Below are 16,081 nucleotides of genomic sequence, written 5' to 3'. Positions count from 1 at the left end.
CGCCCGGAAAACCCATCCGGGGCGTACGGCCCCGGGTACTAAGGTCGGAGGCATGGCAGTGGAGCGTACGGACGACAGCGAGACCGGTGGGGCGGGCGAGCCCGGCAGGACGTCGGACGGTCCCGGCGCGAGGGGCACCGCCCCGGACGCCGTGGCCCCAGGAACCGTGGGCTCCGAGGCCCCTGATCCGAAGATCGCCGCCGCTGCGGCCGCCGCGGAGGCCGCCGGGCCGCAGAACGGTGAGTCCGTACGGATCGACAGCTGGATCTGGTCCGTACGGCTGGTCAAGACCCGTTCCGCGGGAGCCACCGCCTGCCGGGGCGGGCATGTGCATGTGAACGGCGAGCGTGTGAAGCCCGCCCACTCCCTGCGCGTCGGCGACGAGGTACGCGTCCGCCAGGAGGGCCGGGAGCGGATCGTCATCGTCAAACGCCTGATCCGCAAACGCGTCGGCGCCCCCGTGGCCGCCCAGTGCTACGTCGACAACTCTCCCCCGCCCCCGCCCCGCGAGGCCTTCGCCCCCGCCGGCATCCGCGACCGCGGCACCGGCCGCCCGACCAAACGCGACCGCCGCGAACTGGAACGCCTGCGCGGCCTCACGGAGGGCAGCCACCGCAACCGCTTCAGCGGCCCGGGCGGCCCCGACAACTCGGCAGAGCCCATGAGCTCTGCCGACCGTGAAGGCCAAGGCGTCTCGGGGAGCCCGGACAACTCGGAGGGGACCCGTCGCTCGGACAGGGCCGGGCACTCGGACAGGACACGCCGCTCGGACAAGGGCCGGAACCCAAGCAGGGGTGAGAACTCGGGCAAGGGCCGGAATTCGGGCAGAACCAGTCACTAGGGCACCGGAGGGTATTCGGGCAGGGCCACACGCTCAGGCTGAGCGCCGCCCCGCTCCCCGCCCCGATACCACCCCACCGTCGCCAGTCAAACAACCGTCGGCCGCCACCGTGAGGCCGGTCCCCTCCCGAAGGGAAGGGCACCGGCCTCACCGCGGTGGCCGAGGAGCCGTACTTTTCACGCCCGTCGTCGCACCAGCCGCAGCAGGTCCGCGTTGTGTCCGCGCCTGGCCCAGGCGATCAGGGCAAGCGGGATGATCAGGATGAGCGGGGTCGCCGCGTTCTCCCCGTCGAAGTAGGTGAGTTGGACGACGAACGCGCCGACCATCAGCCCGCTCAGCGCCACGGCCGCCACCGACTGCAGCACCGGGATCAACAGGGCGATTCCACCCGCCAGTTCGAGTACGCCGATGATGTACATTCCCGCGCTGCCCCAGCCCATCTTGTCGAAGCCCTCGGCGGCCGAGGGGTGCGCGATCAGCTTGGGGAGCGCGCTCGCGATCACGTAGAAGAGAGCGAGCACGACCTGCAGGGTGCGCAGGGCGATCCGGGCCCGGCGGCCCCGGGCGGTCGAGGACTCGGCGATGACGGGGGAAGCAGCGGTGCGGGTGACGGGGACGGTGGTCTCGGACATCAGGGTCTCCTGTGGGAAGCGGTCCGTGTTGCTGTCACAGAGGTAGACCCGCTCCCGCTCCGGAACTCATCGCCGCCCCACGACCGATTTCAGGCCACCATCACCCGCACCCGCATCCGATCCTCAGACCGATACCACCCGCACCCATGTCCGGTCCTCCGTCAGATACCGGTCCACCCGCAACCCCGCCTCCCCCAGCGCCTCCTCGAACTGCTCCTCCGTCAGGAGACGGGCCCGGAACGTCTGTGTCCAGGTGGCGTCCGGGAACACATACTCCGCGTGTACCGAGTTCACCCCTTCCGCCACCGGCTCCGAGAAGACGACCCGCACGGTGAAGCCGCTCGGGTCGACCCTCTCGCGCGGCACGTTGGAGTGATAGTCCTCCCCCTCGCGTTGGATCAGCACACAACCGCCCGCCGCCACATGCCGGGCACAGGTGCGCAGCATTCCGCGCCGCACCTCCAGGTCGGCGTTGTGCACGAGGAACGACGCGAGCAGCACCACGTCGAACGTCTCGCCCAGGTCGAGGTCCTCGATCGGACCGCATATGGTGCGCGCTCCCCGGACACGCTCCAGCATCTCGGCGGACTCGTCCACCGCGGTGACCGTGAACCCCCGCTCCAGCAGCGGATGGGTCATACGCCCCACCCCACTGCCCAGCTCCAGGATATGCGCCCCCGCCGGCACCGCCCCGGCGATGATCTCCGGCTCCGCTCCGACCGGCAGGCGCGAGTAGAACTCGACCGCGCACCCGTCCGGGGTGATCGCCCCGGGTCCCGTCCCTTGATGTCCCGCTCGCCTCTTCAGCTCCATGCCCGTCCAACGGCCCGTATCCGTACGGCCGTTCCCGAATCGCGCAGGTTCACTCGTCCGAGCTACACAGGAACCCACGAGGAACCACCCGCGCTAAAGCGGAAACCACCCGTGCCCGATGTACCAATGCCGACCGGCCCGCAGATGATCCCCCACGGCCCGCTCCACCACCGTTCGCCGCGGCAGACTCTCCACCGGCAGCTCCCGGTCCCCGAACACGAACTGCACGGGCTCGCTGTCCTCCGGTTCCGGGTCCTGCGGGGCCAGCCGGAAACGCTCCTGGAACCGCAGGATGTTCGAGTCCGCGGGCAGATACTCCTTCAACTGCGGGTCGAGCAGCCAGGAATGGCACAGTGCGGCCCGGTGTGGCTCCTCCGCGAAGTGCCGGGTGAAGAACTCGCCGGCCAGGGCGAGCGAGCGGTCGCAGGCGGCCGGTGACAGCGGGCCGAGGAACTCGGGGATGTGGAGGCTCAGACAGCGCGTCCCGGAAGGGAGGTCAAGTCCGGCCTCGCCGAGCGTCCGTCGGTTCCACGGCCCGTACCGCGTCCGCTCGAACTGGAGCCGCCCCAGTTGATACAGCTCGCCACGGAAGTGACGGGTCAGCCAGCGCGGTGACTGCACGCCCGCCCGGCCGTACCGCCTGCGGTGCAGGGCCATGTTCCGCCCGAGGTCGGCGAGGGTACGCCGGGTGACGTCGGCCGGGATGCCGTGGGCACGGTGGTACGCGTGCGTGTGGGGCAGCGCCGCCACGAACACGTAGACGGGGAAGCAGCGTTGGAGGGCGCCGGTCGGCCAGTCGAGCTCGGGCAGGACGACCGGGTCGTCGGCCCTCCCCATGTCCCGGACGAGTTCGTCGACGGAGTGTTCAAGAAACCGCCGCAGCTCGGGGTCGTCCACCACTCGTCGGCCGATCCGTACGAGTTCGTTGACGTCCTCATGCGGCACGGCGAGTTCGACCAGCACCTCGGCCAGTTCGTCGGCGTCCGGAAGCACGCGGTGACCTCCTGTTCGACCCTTTGGTCAACGTCGTTCCGAAGAGTACGTTGCAAGGAGGAGTGGTGATCCCGATGCGTACGGGCAGTGAGCCGACGACAGCGCGCAGTGCACTGCGGGCGCGGTTCTGGCTGAGTGTGTGGGGGCTGGTCTGGGCGATCTTCGGCACGGTCGCGTTCGCGCTGACGGGACGCCTCGGGTGGGCCATCGCCTGTGGGGTGCTGTGGCTGGTGATCACCGTCGACATGACCCTGATCCTGCGGCACATCCACCAGGGCCCGCACTACCAGCCGGGCCCTGGCATCCCGCCGTACCGACCACCGGGGAACCGCGCCGGGTAGCCGACGCACATGAGCGTGCGGGCACTCATGGAGTCCCTCAGGAATCGAACCTGGCCGCCTTCAGGAACTCCGGCTTCGGGTCCAGCGCCGCCGCCAGCCGGAAGTGCCGCCGGGCCTGGTCGGGCCGCCCCTGTCGCTCATAGGTGCGGGCGAGCGCGAAGTGGGCGAAGGCGTTGTCCGGCTCACGCTCAAGCACGATGGTGAACTCCAGCTCGGCGGGCCGCAGTTGCGCGGCCGCGAAGAAGGCACGCGCGCGCAGCAGCCGGGCCGCCGTGTTCTCCGGGTGGGCGGCGATGACCTGGTCGAGCAGCTTCACCGCACCCCGCGGGTCCCGCGCGGCGAGCAGTTGCTCGGCGGCGCGGAAGTCGATGACATGCGTCTCCGGAGTACGTCCGGTCGAACCGCTGGTCTCGGGCACGGCAAAGTCCTTCCCTCACTGGACGGGTTCAACGCCCGGGCAGAGGACGCTATTCCTGGGACGCCCGCGACTCCTGGGACTCCTGGGACTCCTGGGACGCATCAGGGGAAACGGCCCCGGACGCGCTCGCGCCCTTGGCCACACGCGCTCGCCGTACGAGATCGGCCCATACGTCCCGCACGCGCTTCCGCAGCTCCTCCAGCGGTACGTCGTTGTCGATCACGACGTCCGCGATCTCCAGGCGCTTCTCACGCGTCGCCTGGGCGGCCATACGTGCGCGTGCGTCCTGCTCGGTCATGCCGCGCAGCCTGACGAGCCGGTCCAGCTGGGTCTCGGGACTCGCGTCGACGACCACCACGAGGTCGTAGAGCGCGGCGAGGGCGTTCTCCACGAGGAGCGGGACGTCATGGATGACGACGTCGTCCTCGGTGGCAGCGGATTCGAGCTCGCGGGAGCGTGCGCCCACCAGGGGATGCACGATCGAGTTCAGTACGGCCAGCTTGTCAGGGTCGGCGAACACGATCGAGCCCAGCTTGGGCCGGTCGAGACCGCCGTCCGCGGCGAGCACCTCCTCGCCGAAGGCCTGCACGACCGCGGCGAGGCCGGGCGTGCCCGGCGCGACGACCTCGCGGGCGATGCGGTCCGCGTCGATCAGCACGGCCCCGTGCTCCACGAGGAGCCTCGACACCTCACTCTTGCCGGCGCCGATACCGCCGGTCAGGCCCACCTTCAGCATGCCCGGAAGCCTAGACGGTCGCCGGCGCGTGTCAGTTGTCGCCTTCCCGTTCCGCCAGGAAACGCTCGAACTCCAGGCCGATCTCGTCCGCCGACGGAATGTCCACCGGCTCGGCGAGCATGTTCCCGCGCGTCTCCGCTCCCGCCGCCGCGTCGTACTGGTGCTCAAGGCCCTGCACCAGGGCCACGAGGTCCTCGTCGCCCTCCTGGATCTGGCGGTCGATCTCGGTCTGGGTGCGGTGGGCGTCGGTGCGCAGGGCGTGGGCGATGCCGGGCAGGACCATACCGGTACCGGCCGTGATGGCCTCCAGGACGGTCAGGGCCGCGTCCGGGTACGGCGAGCGCGCGATGTAGTGCGGCACGTGCGCCGCGACGCCCAGGACGTCGTGGCCTGCCTCCATGAGCCGGTACTCGACGAGGGCTTCGGCACTGCCGGGTACCTGCGCCTCGTCGAAGGGGCTGCGGTGGCCGGGGACGAGGTCGTGCCGGTTGCCGTGCGGAGTGAGGCCGACAGGCCGGGTGTGCGGGACGCCCATGGGGATGCCGTGGAAGTTCACGGACAGCCGGACGCCGAGCCGCTCCACGATCTGCTGGACGGCCGCGGCGAAGCGCTCCCATTCCACGTCCGGCTCCGGTCCCGACAGCAGCAGGAAGGGTGCTCCGGTGGCGTCCTGGACGAGCCGCACGTCGATGGTGGGCTCTTCGTAGTCCGTCCAGCGGTCGCGCTTGAAGGTGAGCAGCGGACGGCGGGCACGGTAGTCCACGAGCCGGTCGTGGTCGAAACGGGCCACGACCTGGTGGGGCAGCGAGTCGAGCAGCCGGTCGACGATCTGGTCGCCGGTTTCGCCCGCGTCGATGTATCCGTCGAAGTGGTAGAGCATGACCAGGCCGGCCGACTCCTGGGCGAGCGCCATGTCAACAACGGCGAGGCCCTTAGGCTCCCATGCGTACAAACCCTGCGGATCAAGCACTGTGACCGCTCCTCCTCGTGTTCATACGCTTCAACGCGCCCTGAAACAGCGGCATTCCCACCCACGGCCCTGATCAGGCCATCTCTTACGGCCTTTTCATGTCAGGGGGTAGGCGAAACGCGCCCCCATAGGGGCGCGGGGAACTGCGCGACCAACCCCCACCGGCCGTCAGCCGAAAACAAGCCGGACAACACTGAAGGACCGCACCTCGAAAGGTACGGCCCTTCAGTTCAAGAGCTACTGCTCAGTGAGCGTTCAGCTCTGGCCACCGGCCAGCTTCTCGCGCAGCGCGGCAAGCGCCTCGTCCGACGCCAGCGCACCGGAGGTGTCCGCACCCTCGGAGGAGTACGAACCGCCACCACCCGCTGCCGGAGCCGCACTCGCAGCTTCGCCGCCCTCGGCCGCGGCAGCGGCGTCGGCCTCGCGGGACTTGATGACCTGCTGCTGGTGCTGCTCGAAGCGGGTCTGCGCCTCGGCGTACTGGTTCTCCCACACCTCACGCTGGGATTCGAAGCCCTCGAGCCAGTCGTTGGTCTCGGGGTCGAAGCCCTCGGGGTAGATGTAGTTCCCCTGGTCGTCGTACGACGCGGCCATGCCGTAGAGCGTCGGGTCGAACTCGACCGAGGCCGGGTCGGAACCGAAGGACTCGTTGGCCTGCTTCAGGGACAGCGAGATCCGGCGACGCTCGAGGTCGATGTCGATGACCTTGACGAAGATCTCGTCGTTGACCTGGACGACCTGCTCCGGGATCTCCACGTGGCGCTCGGCCAGCTCGGAGATGTGGACCAGACCCTCGATGCCCTCGTCCACGCGGACGAACGCACCGAACGGAACCAGCTTCGTGACCTTGCCGGGCACGACCTGGCCGATCTGGTGGGTCCGGGCGAACTGCTGCCACGGGTCTTCCTGCGTCGCCTTCAGCGACAGGGAGACACGCTCGCGGTCCATGTCGACGTCGAGGACCTCGACGGTGACTTCCTGGCCGACCTCGACAACCTCGGAGGGGTGGTCGATGTGCTTCCAGGAGAGCTCGGAGACGTGGACCAGACCGTCGACGCCACCCAGGTCCACGAAGGCACCGAAGTTGACGATCGAGGAGACCACACCAGAGCGGACCTGACCCTTCTGGAGGGTCGTGAGGAACGTCTGGCGGACCTCGGACTGGGTCTGCTCCAGCCAGGCACGGCGGGACAGGACCACGTTGTTGCGGTTCTTGTCCAGCTCGATGATCTTGGCCTCGAGCTCCTTGCCCACGTAGGGCTGGAGGTCGCGAACGCGGCGCATCTCGACCAGGGAAGCCGGGAGGAAGCCACGGAGGCCGATGTCGAGGATGAGACCACCCTTGACGACCTCGATGACGGTACCGGTGACGATGCCGTCCTCTTCCTTGATCTTCTCGATGGTTCCCCAGGCACGCTCGTACTGCGCGCGCTTCTTCGAGAGGATCAGGCGGCCTTCCTTGTCCTCCTTCTGGAGAACAAGGGCTTCGATCTCGTCACCGACGGCGACGACCTCGTTCGGGTCGACGTCGTGCTTGATCGAGAGCTCACGGCTCGGGATGACACCTTCGGTCTTGTAACCGATGTCGAGGAGAACCTCGTCCCGGTCAACCTTGACGATGACGCCGTCGACGATGTCGCCATCGTTGAAGTACTTGATCGTCTCGTCGATAGCGGCGAGGAATGCTTCCTCGTTACCGATGTCGTTGACCGCAACCTGCGGGGTGGTGGCGGTGGTCTCGGTGCTGCTCGTCATGTGGGAAAGGGCTCCGGTACGGACATTGAAGTCGTAGGTACTGCTACGCCGGGAGCCCGTGTCGCTCTGAAGAAGCCGGACAGCCAAGGAAGCGCCACATTGGAAAAATCCGGTGGCGCCTCGACAACCGAGGGGACATACGACAGATGCGGCGCAGCCTGCTACGTCTGAGGTGCGCAGGCCCGCAGCGCAACTTGTAGCATACGGGGGCAGCCGGACAGGGTCAATGCGCGAAGGCGCACACCCGGGGCGGATCGCCGCATACCCGGCACAAAACCTGTCTCACGAGGCCACGCGCGCGTGACTGCGCCCCTTTTATGACGGCCGCCGCGACGGGTTGGACGGAAGAGCCCGCAGACTAATACGAGGGAGCCGATCATCCAAGAGCCCGCATCACACCAGCAGGCGGCCGGGCCGGACGCCGAGTCGGAGGCCACCCGACGTGCCGCCGACGTCACGGAGAGCTCCCGTGCCAACCGCGGCTGGTGGGACCGCAACGCGGACGAGTACCAGGTCGAGCACGGCACGTTCCTCGGCGACGACCGCTTCGTGTGGGGCCCCGAGGGCCTCGACGAGGTGGAGGCCGAACTGCTGGGCCCGCCCGAGGACCTCAAGGGCAGGGACGTCCTGGAGATCGGCGCCGGCGCGGCCCAGTGCGCGCGCTGGCTGGCCGCGCAGGGTGCCCGCCCCGTCGCCCTCGACATCTCCCACCGACAGCTCCAGCACGCCCTGCGCATCGGTACGTCCTTCCCCCTGGTGTGCGCCGACGCGGGCGCGCTGCCCTTCGCGGACGCCTCCTTCGACCTGGCGTGCTCGGCGTACGGCGCGCTGCCCTTCGTGGCCGACCCGGTCCTCGTCCTCCAGGAGGTCCGCCGGGTCCTGCGCCCGGGCGGCCGCTTCGTCTTCTCGGTCACCCACCCGATCCGCTGGGCCTTCCCGGACGAGCCCGGGCCCGAGGGCCTGTCCGTCTCCGCCTCCTACTTCGACCGCACGCCCTACGTCGAGCAGGACGAGACCGGCCATGCGGTGTACGTCGAGCACCACCGCACGATCGGCGACCGGGTCCGCGACGTGGTCGCCGGCGGCTTCCGCCTGGTCGATCTGGTCGAGCCGGAGTGGCCGGCCTGGAACACCTCGGAGTGGGGCGGCTGGTCCCCGCTGCGCGGAAACCTGATCCCCGGCTCAGCGATCTTCGTGTGCGAACGGGACTGACGTACACGGGCGCCCGCGCGGCCATACGACACTAGGGGCGTGATCCGTTACGACGCCCTGGACGCCCTTCCCGTACGCGGCGCCCTGCCCGCGCTGAGCGACGCCCTGGCGGGGCACGGCACGGCGGTCCTCGTGGCGCCGCCCGGCACCGGCAAGACGACCCTCGTGCCGCTGGCCCTCGCTGGTCTGCTGGACTCCGGCGCACTCGCGCGGAAGGTCGTCGTGGCCGAGCCCCGCCGGATCGCGGCCCGCGCGGCCGCCCGGCGGATGGCGTGGCTGCTGGGCCAGAAGGTCGGCGAGAGCGTCGGATACACCGTGCGCGGCGAGCGGGTGGTCGGGCGCCACACGCGTGTGGAGGTCGTCACGACAGGTGTGCTGCTGCAGCGGCTCCAGCGGGACCAGGAGCTGGCGGGCATCGACGTGGTGGTGCTCGACGAGTGCCACGAGCGCCATCTGGACGCCGACACCACGGCGGCCTTCCTCTGGGACGTACGGCAGACCCTGCGGCCGGAGCTGCATCTGCTGGCCGCGTCCGCGACGACCGACGCACAGGGGTGGGCCCGGCTCCTGGGCGACGCACCCGTGGTGGAGGCGGCGGGCGTCTCCCATCCGGTGGAGGTCGTCTGGGCGCCCCCGGCCCGTCCCGTACGGCCGCCGCACGGCATGCGTGTCGATCCCGCGCTGCTCGCACACGTGGCGTCGGTCGTGCGGCGGGCGCTGGCCGAGCGGGACGGGGACGTGCTGTGCTTCCTGCCCGGTGTGGGCGAGATCGCGCGCGTGGCCGGGCAGTTGGGCGGTCTCGGTGACGTGGAGGTGCTCCAGGTCCACGGCCGGGCCCCGGCGGCCGTGCAGGACGCGGTGCTGGCCGGTGGGGAACGGCGGCGGGTGGTGCTGGCGACGTCCGTGGCCGAGTCGTCCCTGACGGTGCCCGGGGTGCGGGTGGTCGTCGACTCGGGGCTCGCGAGGGAGCCGCGCGTCGACCACGCGCGCGGGCTGAGCGCACTGGCGACGGTACGGGCCTCGCAGGCGGCGGGGCGGCAGCGGGCGGGCCGTGCCGGGCGGGAGGCACCGGGTGCGGTGTACCGCTGCTGGGCGGAGGCCGAGGACTCCCGTCTGCCGCGTTTTCCGTTGCCGGAGATCAAGGTGGCCGATCTGACGGCGTTCGCGTTGCAGGTGGCCTGCTGGGGCGATCCGGACGCGTCAGGGCTCGCGCTGCTGGATCCGCCGCCGGGCGGGGCGATGGCGGCGGCAAGGGCCGCTCTCGCGGCGGTGGACGCGGTGGACCCGGCCGGTCAGGCCACGAAGCGGGGTGTCCGGCTTGCACGGCTGGGGTTGCACCCGCGGGTGGGACGGGCCCTCCTGGACGCGGCCGCGTCGGTCGGGGGCGAGCGTGCCGCCGAGGTCGTCGCACTGCTGAGTGAGGAGGCGCCGCGGGAGTACGGGGACGACCTCGTGGGCGCGTTGCGGACCGCCCGGCGCGGGAGTGACGCCTATGCGGGGCGGTGGCGGGCGGAGGTGCGGCGGCTGCGGGCCGCCGCGACGGAGTCCACGCACCCGCCCGCCCCTCGGGGCCCCCGGTCGGCGGACACCGGCGAGGACGGCGTGGTCGGGCTCGTGGCCGCCCTGGCGTTCCCCGAGCGCGTGGCCAAGGCCGACGGCGGCTCCTACCTCATGGCCTCCGGCACCCGCGCCGAACTCCCCACCGGCTCCCCTCTCCGAGGCGCCCCCTGGATCGCCGTGGCCGTGGCGGACCGTCCCGTCGGGAAGGGCCACGCGCGTGTGCAGCTCGCCGCCGTGATCGACGAGGACACGGCCCGGTCGGCGGCGGCGTCGCTGTACTCCGAGCTCCAGGAGGTGCACTGGGCCGACGGTGACGTCGTGGCGCGGCGGGTGGAGCGGCTCGGGGCGATCGAGCTCACGGCACGGCCGCTGAGGAACGCCGACGCCGTCCTCGTACGCGAGGCTCTTCTTGAAGGGCTCCATCAGGAAGGGCTACGGCTGCTGCGGTGGACGCCCGACGCCGACGTACTGCGGCAGCGGCTCGCGTTCCTGCGCCACCACCTCGGGGACCCGTGGCCCGACGTCTGCGACGACGCGCTCCACGCGCGCGTGGACGAGTGGTTGGAGCCGGAGCTGGGCCGCGCCCGGCGCCGGGCCGACCTGGCGCGCATCGACGCCGGTGAAGCACTGCAGCGGCTGCTCCCCTGGGCCTCCGGTGACGCCGCTCGACTGGACGAGCTCGCACCCGAGCGGATCGCCGTACCGAGTGGGTCCAGAATCCGGATCGACTACGGCAACCCGGAACAGCCCGTGCTCGCCGTGAAGTTGCAGGAGATGTTCGGGCTGAAGGAGTCGCCGCGGGTCGCCGGGGTGTCGCTGCTTGTGCATCTCCTCTCCCCCGCCGGCCGGCCCGCCGCGGTCACCGCCGACCTCGCCTCCTTCTGGAAGGGCGGCTACAACGGCGTGAGGGCGGAGTTGCGCGGCCGGTATCCGAAGCATCCGTGGCCGGAGGACCCGGCGGGCGCCGAGCCGACGCGGCACACCAACGCGCGGCTCAGGCGGTGACCGGTTCGGGGGTGTCCACCTTCTCGGGAGCCGGACGGCGGCTGCGGGCTTCCAGCCACAGCGACAGCGCCAGCAGCAGGACGCCCAGGGTCAGAAAGCCCCACGGCAGGTACGAGGTCATGACGAGGACGAGGGTGCGGTTCGACTTGACCAGGTCGACCGTGTGCTCGATGTAGTCCTCGCGCATCTTCACGTCGCCGGCGAAGACCGTCACCTTGTCGCGGCCGCCGAGCAGGGTGCCGCCGCGCAGTTCCTCCTTGTGGAGTTCCTCGCCGTAGACGGGGGCGCCGGTGAGGGGTTCGACCCAGAACTTGCGGACCGTGGTGTACCAGCGGGTGGTGCCGGTCTTGGCGATGGACTCGGGGGTGATGCCCTGGACCGGCATGGTCTTCGGGAAGGGCACCTTGGTCCAGGGGATGGTCTGCTCGAAGTAGTAGACGTCGACGCCGCGGAAGGTGCGGGTGCCCTCGTAGTGGATGGGGGCCGAGGTGCGGGCCTGGGCGTCGAAGTACTCGTAGTCCCGTTTCTCTGTCAGGAAGGGCCACTTGAACTCGATGCCCTCGCGTTTGACCGGGGTGTCGTCGACCATCTCGCCGGTGGCGTGGACGGGTTCCTGGGAATGGGCGTCGAAGATGTAGCGCTCGGGGATCTTGGAGACCATCTTGCCGTCGGGGCCGACGACGTAGGACAGGCCGTCCCAGACGACGACGTCCTTGCCGACCGTCTTCTCGATCTTCTCGGAGGCCTCCACGTTTCCCTTGAGGGTCTGCACGATGGTGACCTTCGGGACCTTCTTCGCCGTCATCGAGCCGTAGTCGATGAGGGTCGCGTTCTTCGCCTCCAGAACCATGTCCTGGTACTGGTTCGCGGGGATCTTGGCCAGGCGCGGGAAGGCGTACCAGCGCAGCAGCGGGGACAGCGCCGCGAAGAACACGGCGAGGGCGAGCAGGACCAGGCTGGTCTTGCGGCGCATCTCGGCCTCCCGGGCGGGCGGTTACGGGTGTGCGGGCACCGTGGTCAGCAGCGGCTTGGGGGATGTCCTGCCGGTGGGCGTGCCGAGTGCGGTGATCGTGAGGACCAGCGCGAACGCGAGGGCGAGGCCGGTCGCGGCGGCGATGAGGGCGCGCATGTCTGCCTCCCCGCGGACGGGAACTGATACATCGTCAGGTCCGGCACCGTAGCAACGGGCGGGCGAGATGAGAACAGCTCGCACACGGACGGAGGGCGCCCTGTCCGCCGTAGCGGAAGGAACGCCCTCCGGGGGTGGGTCCGTTGGTGCCTACGAAGTCGCGCTCGCGCTGGGCGAGGGGCTCGCGGAGGCGTCCGCGGCGGCCGCCACGGTCAGTGTCACGTCGAGCGTCGCCCCGCCCGTGGTGGTGATGCGGAGCACGAAGGTGCCGGTGGTGGTGTCGGAGTAGAGCTGCGGCAGCTTCAGCACGCCGTTGGCGTCGGTCGTGAGACCCGTCAGGGTGCGGACGGTCTTGCCGTCGGCGTCCTTGAAGTAGGGGCCCTTGTCGTTCTCGGTCGCGTCGTCGGCCGACTTGATGAGGGTGGCGGTGGCGGCGACCTTGTCGGCGACGGCGCCCTTGTAGGTGGCCTTCACCTCGACGGCGTCGGCGAACTCGCCGCTCGGCGTGCAGGTCAGCGCGGTGTCGCTGGTGCGGACGAGGGTGTCGGCGACGCGCTGGGTGACGGTGGCCGTGTAGGCCGGGCCGGTGACCGTACGGCCGATGAGGGTCGCGGTGACCTTGAAGGTGCCGGTGGTCTCGCCCGCCTGGAGCGCGGGCGCGGTGGCCACGCCGGAGGCGCCGGTGAGACCGGTGGCGACCTTCTCGCCGCCGGCGAAGGTGGCGTCGGTGTCGCCGACGATCGTGAAGCGGATCCGGACCTTGGGGACGCCCTGCCCTGCGGCGTTCTCGGCCTTGGTGCTGATCTTCGTGGTGAACGCGTCGCCCGCCATGGCGGTGAGCTTCGCGGTGCCCGAGTCCTCCAGGTGGTGCACGGACTGGGTGGGCGTGACGGGCGTCGACGGGGCCGGCGGGGTGGGTGTCGGCGAGGCCGGCGTGGTGGGGCTGGACGAGCCGGTGCCGGGCGTGCTCGGCGTGGACGTACCCGGCGTGGAGGGCGACGACGGCGAGGAGGTCGACCCGCTGCTGCCGCTGCTGCCGTCACTGCGGCTGTCGGGGACCGTGCCGGTGCCGTCGGGGACCTCGTAGGTGCCCTCGCGGTAGTACTCCAGCCACGACAGGACCGTGTTCAGGTAGGCCCGCGAGTTGTTGTAGCTGAGGATCGCGCTTTCCAGGTCGCCGCTGGTCGACAGGTCCCAGCCGTTGCGGCACAGGTAGTGACCGGCGGCGAGAGCGGCATCGTAGACGTTGTTCGGGTCCTTCACCCCGTCGCCGTTGCCGTCGCGTCCGGCCCACGCCCAGGTGGACGGGATGAACTGCATGGGCCCGACGGCCGAGTCGTAGGCGCTGTCGCCGTCGTAGACACCGTTGTCGGTGTCCTGGATGAGCGCGAAGCCGTTGCCGTCGAGCTGCGGGCCGAGGATCTTGGAGGTCGTGGTGCCGTCCGCGTCGACCCGGCCGCCGCTGGCCTGGCCCGACTCGACCTGGCCGATGGCGGCGAGGAGCTGCCAGGGCAAATTGCAGCCGGGCTTGGACTCCTGGAGCTCCGTCGCGGCCTTCTTGTAGGCGTCGAGGACGGTCGCGGGTATGCCCGCCTCACTCTCGACCGGAGAGGTGGAGGGAGTACTGCCGTCGGTCGGCGCGGGGCTCGGGGTGTTCAGCGGCGGCAGGTCCGTGTAGTACGGCGAGTTGCCGGTCGCGCTGCCGTCACCGGCGGTCGCGTCGGGGGAGGGCTGGGCGTCGGCGGCGGTCGATCTGCCGTCGCCGTCGGCTGTCGCTCCCGGGGCCTGGGAGGCGGACAGTGCCGCGACCGCGGCCGCGGCCACGGCGGTGGTCACCGCTCCTTTGCGCAGCCTCCTGCCGAATTGCGCCGCCATAAAATGAACCCCTCCCAAGGACGCCCGAGCGCCCGTCTCCGTCTGTCGCTCTCGTCGAGGTGTGACGGTCGAGCCGCCCTGGAGGTTGCCCCTGTGACGCGCGGTAATTCCTGATTCGCACGTTCGACCGAACTCCCCAGCACGGTGACCCGTGTGACCCTACGACAACTTCCTTTTCACGAACACCGCTTCGCGCCCGATATTCACCGGTTGGCCATGTTCGATCGGTGCGGGAACGCGTCACTCATACTGGACGGACCCGATCACCCGGGCCGCCGCCCGGACAACGTCCGTAGTGAGGAGCCCCGTTGCCGTTCACCCTCAGCCATGCGGCGGCGGTGCTGCCCGCGGTGCGCGCCGACGGATCCGGCCGGGGCCGACTGGTTCCGGCCGTACTCGTGGCCGGATCCTTCTCACCCGACATGACCTACTTCGCGGCAAGTGTCGTGTCCGGGGCGATGGAGTTCGGCACCGTCACGCACTCCTTCTTGGGCGTCTTCACGGTCGATGTGCTCATCGCCTGGGCGCTGGTGGGCCTGTGGCTGCTGCTGCGCGAGCCGCTGGTGGCCCTGCTGCCCCGAGGACGGCAGGGCAGACCGGCGACACTCCTGCGCTGCGGAACGCCACGCGCACGCGTACGTACCGCCCTGATCGTCCGCTGGTACGTCTCCGCGGCACTCGGAGCGCTGACCCACGTCGTGTGGGACGCGTTCACCCATCACGACCGATGGGGGATGCGACTGTTCCCTTTCCTGGGAAGGGAACTGGCCGGCTCCCCTCTGTACTGGTACCTCCAGTACGGCAGTTCGGCGGTGGCGGCCCTCATGATCGCCGCGTTCTGCGCCTACGCCCTGCGCCGGGCACCGATGACGGCCGAGCCGCGGGGTGTACCCGTGCTCTCGACGCGGGACAGGTACGGGGCGATGACCGTGATCGGCACGTGCATGACGGTGGCGGCGGTGCAGCGGGCCTCGCGGTGGTGGGCGTACTGGGGCTCCACCGCGAGGCCCTGGGAGCTGATCCCGACCCTCTGCTTCGGGGCAGGCGCCGGACTGACACTCGGGGTCCTGCTGTACGCCACGGGCGTCAGGCTGTGGCGCCCTGCTCCGGCGTCCGGTGCCCCGGAAGAGGCCGGCCTTCCGGCCGCCCGATGACGGTGTCCGTCGTCGCGACGAACACGGTCATCGTCGGCATCGGCCGGGCCCGGGGCAGCAGGGTGAGAGCGAGCGCCAGATAACCGAGCGCCAACTCGGCCCACAGCCGATGCCTGGACGGCTCCTGGGACACCCCCTCCGGTTCTTGGTCCACGTCGTCCCGGTCGCGGCGGGCGAAACGGTGCCGTAGGTCGTCGGTGGCGCGGCGCAGGAGAGTCGTCAGGTCGCGGGGAACACGGGCGGTGCTTGCGGCGGCCGCGTGGGCCGGGACCGGGCGGCGCGCGACGGACGGGGCGTTGTCGGCGTGCGCCTGAGCCTGCGTCCGGGCGGGGGCCGTCCGGCGGTGGAGCATGCGTATACCCATGACCGCATCCTGGCCGGGGGTGGGGGCGGGGGCGTTGTTGTGGGGTCCACCAGAGTGATGGGGGCGGGGCGCCCAATGGGGTGCCGGGTCGGGTTGTGGGGCGACCGCGGGCCGGTGGGGGCTGGTCGCGCAGTTCCCCGCGCCCCTAAAAGCGGTGGGTGCACGTACCGCAAGCCGCGTACGGCGCGAAGGGGCCGGGGTGGGGGGTGTCCGCCCGCAGCGGCCGGCGTCCGTTACAGAGCACTGTTGAAGCAACAGCAACCGCCGGACCGAGGACGGACAC

At 70.6% G+C, this 16,081-nt stretch carries 16 protein-coding genes; 5 read left to right on the top strand and 11 right to left on the bottom strand.

Features of this window, described 5'->3' with window-relative positions; genetic code table 11:
- Window positions 1-52 precede the first annotated feature (52 nt).
- Window positions 53-841, top strand: coding sequence for an RNA-binding S4 domain-containing protein (locus tag ACI2L1_RS33065; RefSeq protein ID WP_404743094.1), 789 nt, complete (start codon window positions 53-55; stop codon window positions 839-841).
- A gap of 176 nt (window positions 842-1,017) precedes the next feature.
- Here the strand turns inward: ACI2L1_RS33065 and ACI2L1_RS33060 are convergent, their stop codons facing one another.
- From ACI2L1_RS33060 to ACI2L1_RS33050, 3 genes are all read right to left on the bottom strand, one after another.
- On the bottom strand, window positions 1,018-1,473 hold the full coding sequence (locus ACI2L1_RS33060; protein WP_404743093.1) for a DoxX family protein: 456 nt from the start codon (window positions 1,471-1,473) through the stop codon (window positions 1,018-1,020).
- Window positions 1,474-1,596: 123 nt separating this feature from the next.
- Entirely contained in the window at window positions 1,597-2,286 is a 690-nt protein-coding gene (locus ACI2L1_RS33055) for a class I SAM-dependent methyltransferase (protein ID WP_404743092.1), read from the bottom strand.
- Window positions 2,287-2,379: 93 nt separating this feature from the next.
- Window positions 2,380-3,279 carry an acyltransferase domain-containing protein gene (locus ACI2L1_RS33050; protein ID WP_404743091.1) on the bottom strand — a complete coding sequence of 300 codons (900 nt, stop codon included), beginning with the start codon at window positions 3,277-3,279 and terminating at the stop codon, window positions 2,380-2,382.
- A 74-nt stretch (window positions 3,280-3,353) separates the two neighbouring features.
- Between ACI2L1_RS33050 and ACI2L1_RS33045 the strand changes: the two genes are divergently transcribed.
- A complete protein-coding gene (locus tag ACI2L1_RS33045; RefSeq protein ID WP_404743090.1) occupies window positions 3,354-3,620 on the top strand; it encodes a DUF6343 family protein in 267 nt (88 codons plus the stop codon).
- A gap of 37 nt (window positions 3,621-3,657) precedes the next feature.
- On the opposite strand, the gene ACI2L1_RS33040 is transcribed toward ACI2L1_RS33045, so the two are convergent.
- The 4 genes from ACI2L1_RS33040 to rpsA form a co-directional block, all read right to left on the bottom strand.
- Window positions 3,658-4,038 (bottom strand): tetratricopeptide repeat protein, encoded by a 381-nt coding sequence (locus ACI2L1_RS33040; RefSeq protein WP_328746518.1) that lies wholly within the window; start codon window positions 4,036-4,038, stop codon window positions 3,658-3,660.
- Between the two features lie 49 nt (window positions 4,039-4,087).
- The gene (gene coaE, locus ACI2L1_RS33035) at window positions 4,088-4,774 is read right to left on the bottom strand and encodes a dephospho-CoA kinase (protein ID WP_404743089.1); all 687 of its coding nucleotides are present in this window, start codon (window positions 4,772-4,774) and stop codon (window positions 4,088-4,090) included.
- 31 nt (window positions 4,775-4,805) lie between these two features.
- Window positions 4,806-5,744, bottom strand: coding sequence for a PAC2 family protein (locus tag ACI2L1_RS33030; protein ID WP_404743088.1), 939 nt, complete (start codon window positions 5,742-5,744; stop codon window positions 4,806-4,808).
- 255 nt (window positions 5,745-5,999) lie between these two features.
- Window positions 6,000-7,499, bottom strand: a complete 1,500-nt coding sequence (rpsA, locus tag ACI2L1_RS33025; RefSeq protein WP_404743087.1) for a 30S ribosomal protein S1 — start codon at window positions 7,497-7,499, stop codon at window positions 6,000-6,002.
- A 375-nt stretch (window positions 7,500-7,874) separates the two neighbouring features.
- Here rpsA and ACI2L1_RS33020 point away from each other — a divergent pair, with 375 nt between their 5' ends.
- Complete coding sequence (locus tag ACI2L1_RS33020) at window positions 7,875-8,711, top strand: class I SAM-dependent methyltransferase (protein ID WP_404743163.1); 837 nt, start codon at window positions 7,875-7,877, stop codon at window positions 8,709-8,711.
- Between the two features lie 39 nt (window positions 8,712-8,750).
- On the top strand, window positions 8,751-11,276 hold the full coding sequence (gene hrpB / locus ACI2L1_RS33015; protein ID WP_404743086.1) for an ATP-dependent helicase HrpB: 2,526 nt from the start codon (window positions 8,751-8,753) through the stop codon (window positions 11,274-11,276).
- On the opposite strand, the gene ACI2L1_RS33010 is transcribed toward hrpB, so the two are convergent.
- The 3 genes from ACI2L1_RS33010 to ACI2L1_RS33000 form a co-directional block, all read right to left on the bottom strand.
- The gene (locus tag ACI2L1_RS33010) at window positions 11,266-12,249 is read right to left on the bottom strand and encodes a DUF3068 domain-containing protein (RefSeq protein ID WP_404743085.1); all 984 of its coding nucleotides are present in this window, start codon (window positions 12,247-12,249) and stop codon (window positions 11,266-11,268) included. The genes hrpB and ACI2L1_RS33010 overlap by 11 nt on opposite strands.
- A gap of 21 nt (window positions 12,250-12,270) precedes the next feature.
- Entirely contained in the window at window positions 12,271-12,405 is a 135-nt protein-coding gene (locus ACI2L1_RS33005) for an SPW_0924 family protein (protein WP_359029548.1), read from the bottom strand.
- Window positions 12,406-12,555: 150 nt separating this feature from the next.
- Window positions 12,556-14,280, bottom strand: coding sequence for a lytic transglycosylase domain-containing protein (locus tag ACI2L1_RS33000; protein ID WP_404743084.1), 1,725 nt, complete (start codon window positions 14,278-14,280; stop codon window positions 12,556-12,558).
- 308 nt (window positions 14,281-14,588) lie between these two features.
- Here ACI2L1_RS33000 and ACI2L1_RS32995 point away from each other — a divergent pair, with 308 nt between their 5' ends.
- Window positions 14,589-15,434: a DUF4184 family protein gene (locus ACI2L1_RS32995; RefSeq protein ID WP_404743083.1), complete on the top strand. Its 846-nt coding sequence runs from the start codon at window positions 14,589-14,591 to the stop codon at window positions 15,432-15,434.
- On the opposite strand, the gene ACI2L1_RS32990 is transcribed toward ACI2L1_RS32995, so the two are convergent.
- Window positions 15,367-15,798 carry a hypothetical protein gene (locus ACI2L1_RS32990; RefSeq protein ID WP_404743082.1) on the bottom strand — a complete coding sequence of 144 codons (432 nt, stop codon included), beginning with the start codon at window positions 15,796-15,798 and terminating at the stop codon, window positions 15,367-15,369. The two genes, ACI2L1_RS32995 and ACI2L1_RS32990, sit on opposite strands and share 68 nt — an antisense overlap.
- Between the last annotated feature and the right edge of the window lie 283 nt (window positions 15,799-16,081).

It is taken from the genome of Streptomyces sp. NPDC019531, from assembly GCF_044903305.1.
Lineage (GTDB): Bacteria > Actinomycetota > Actinomycetes > Streptomycetales > Streptomycetaceae > Streptomyces.
The sequence above is the reverse complement of the archived record's forward strand: the minus strand, read 5'-3'. Positions and strand labels throughout refer to the sequence as shown.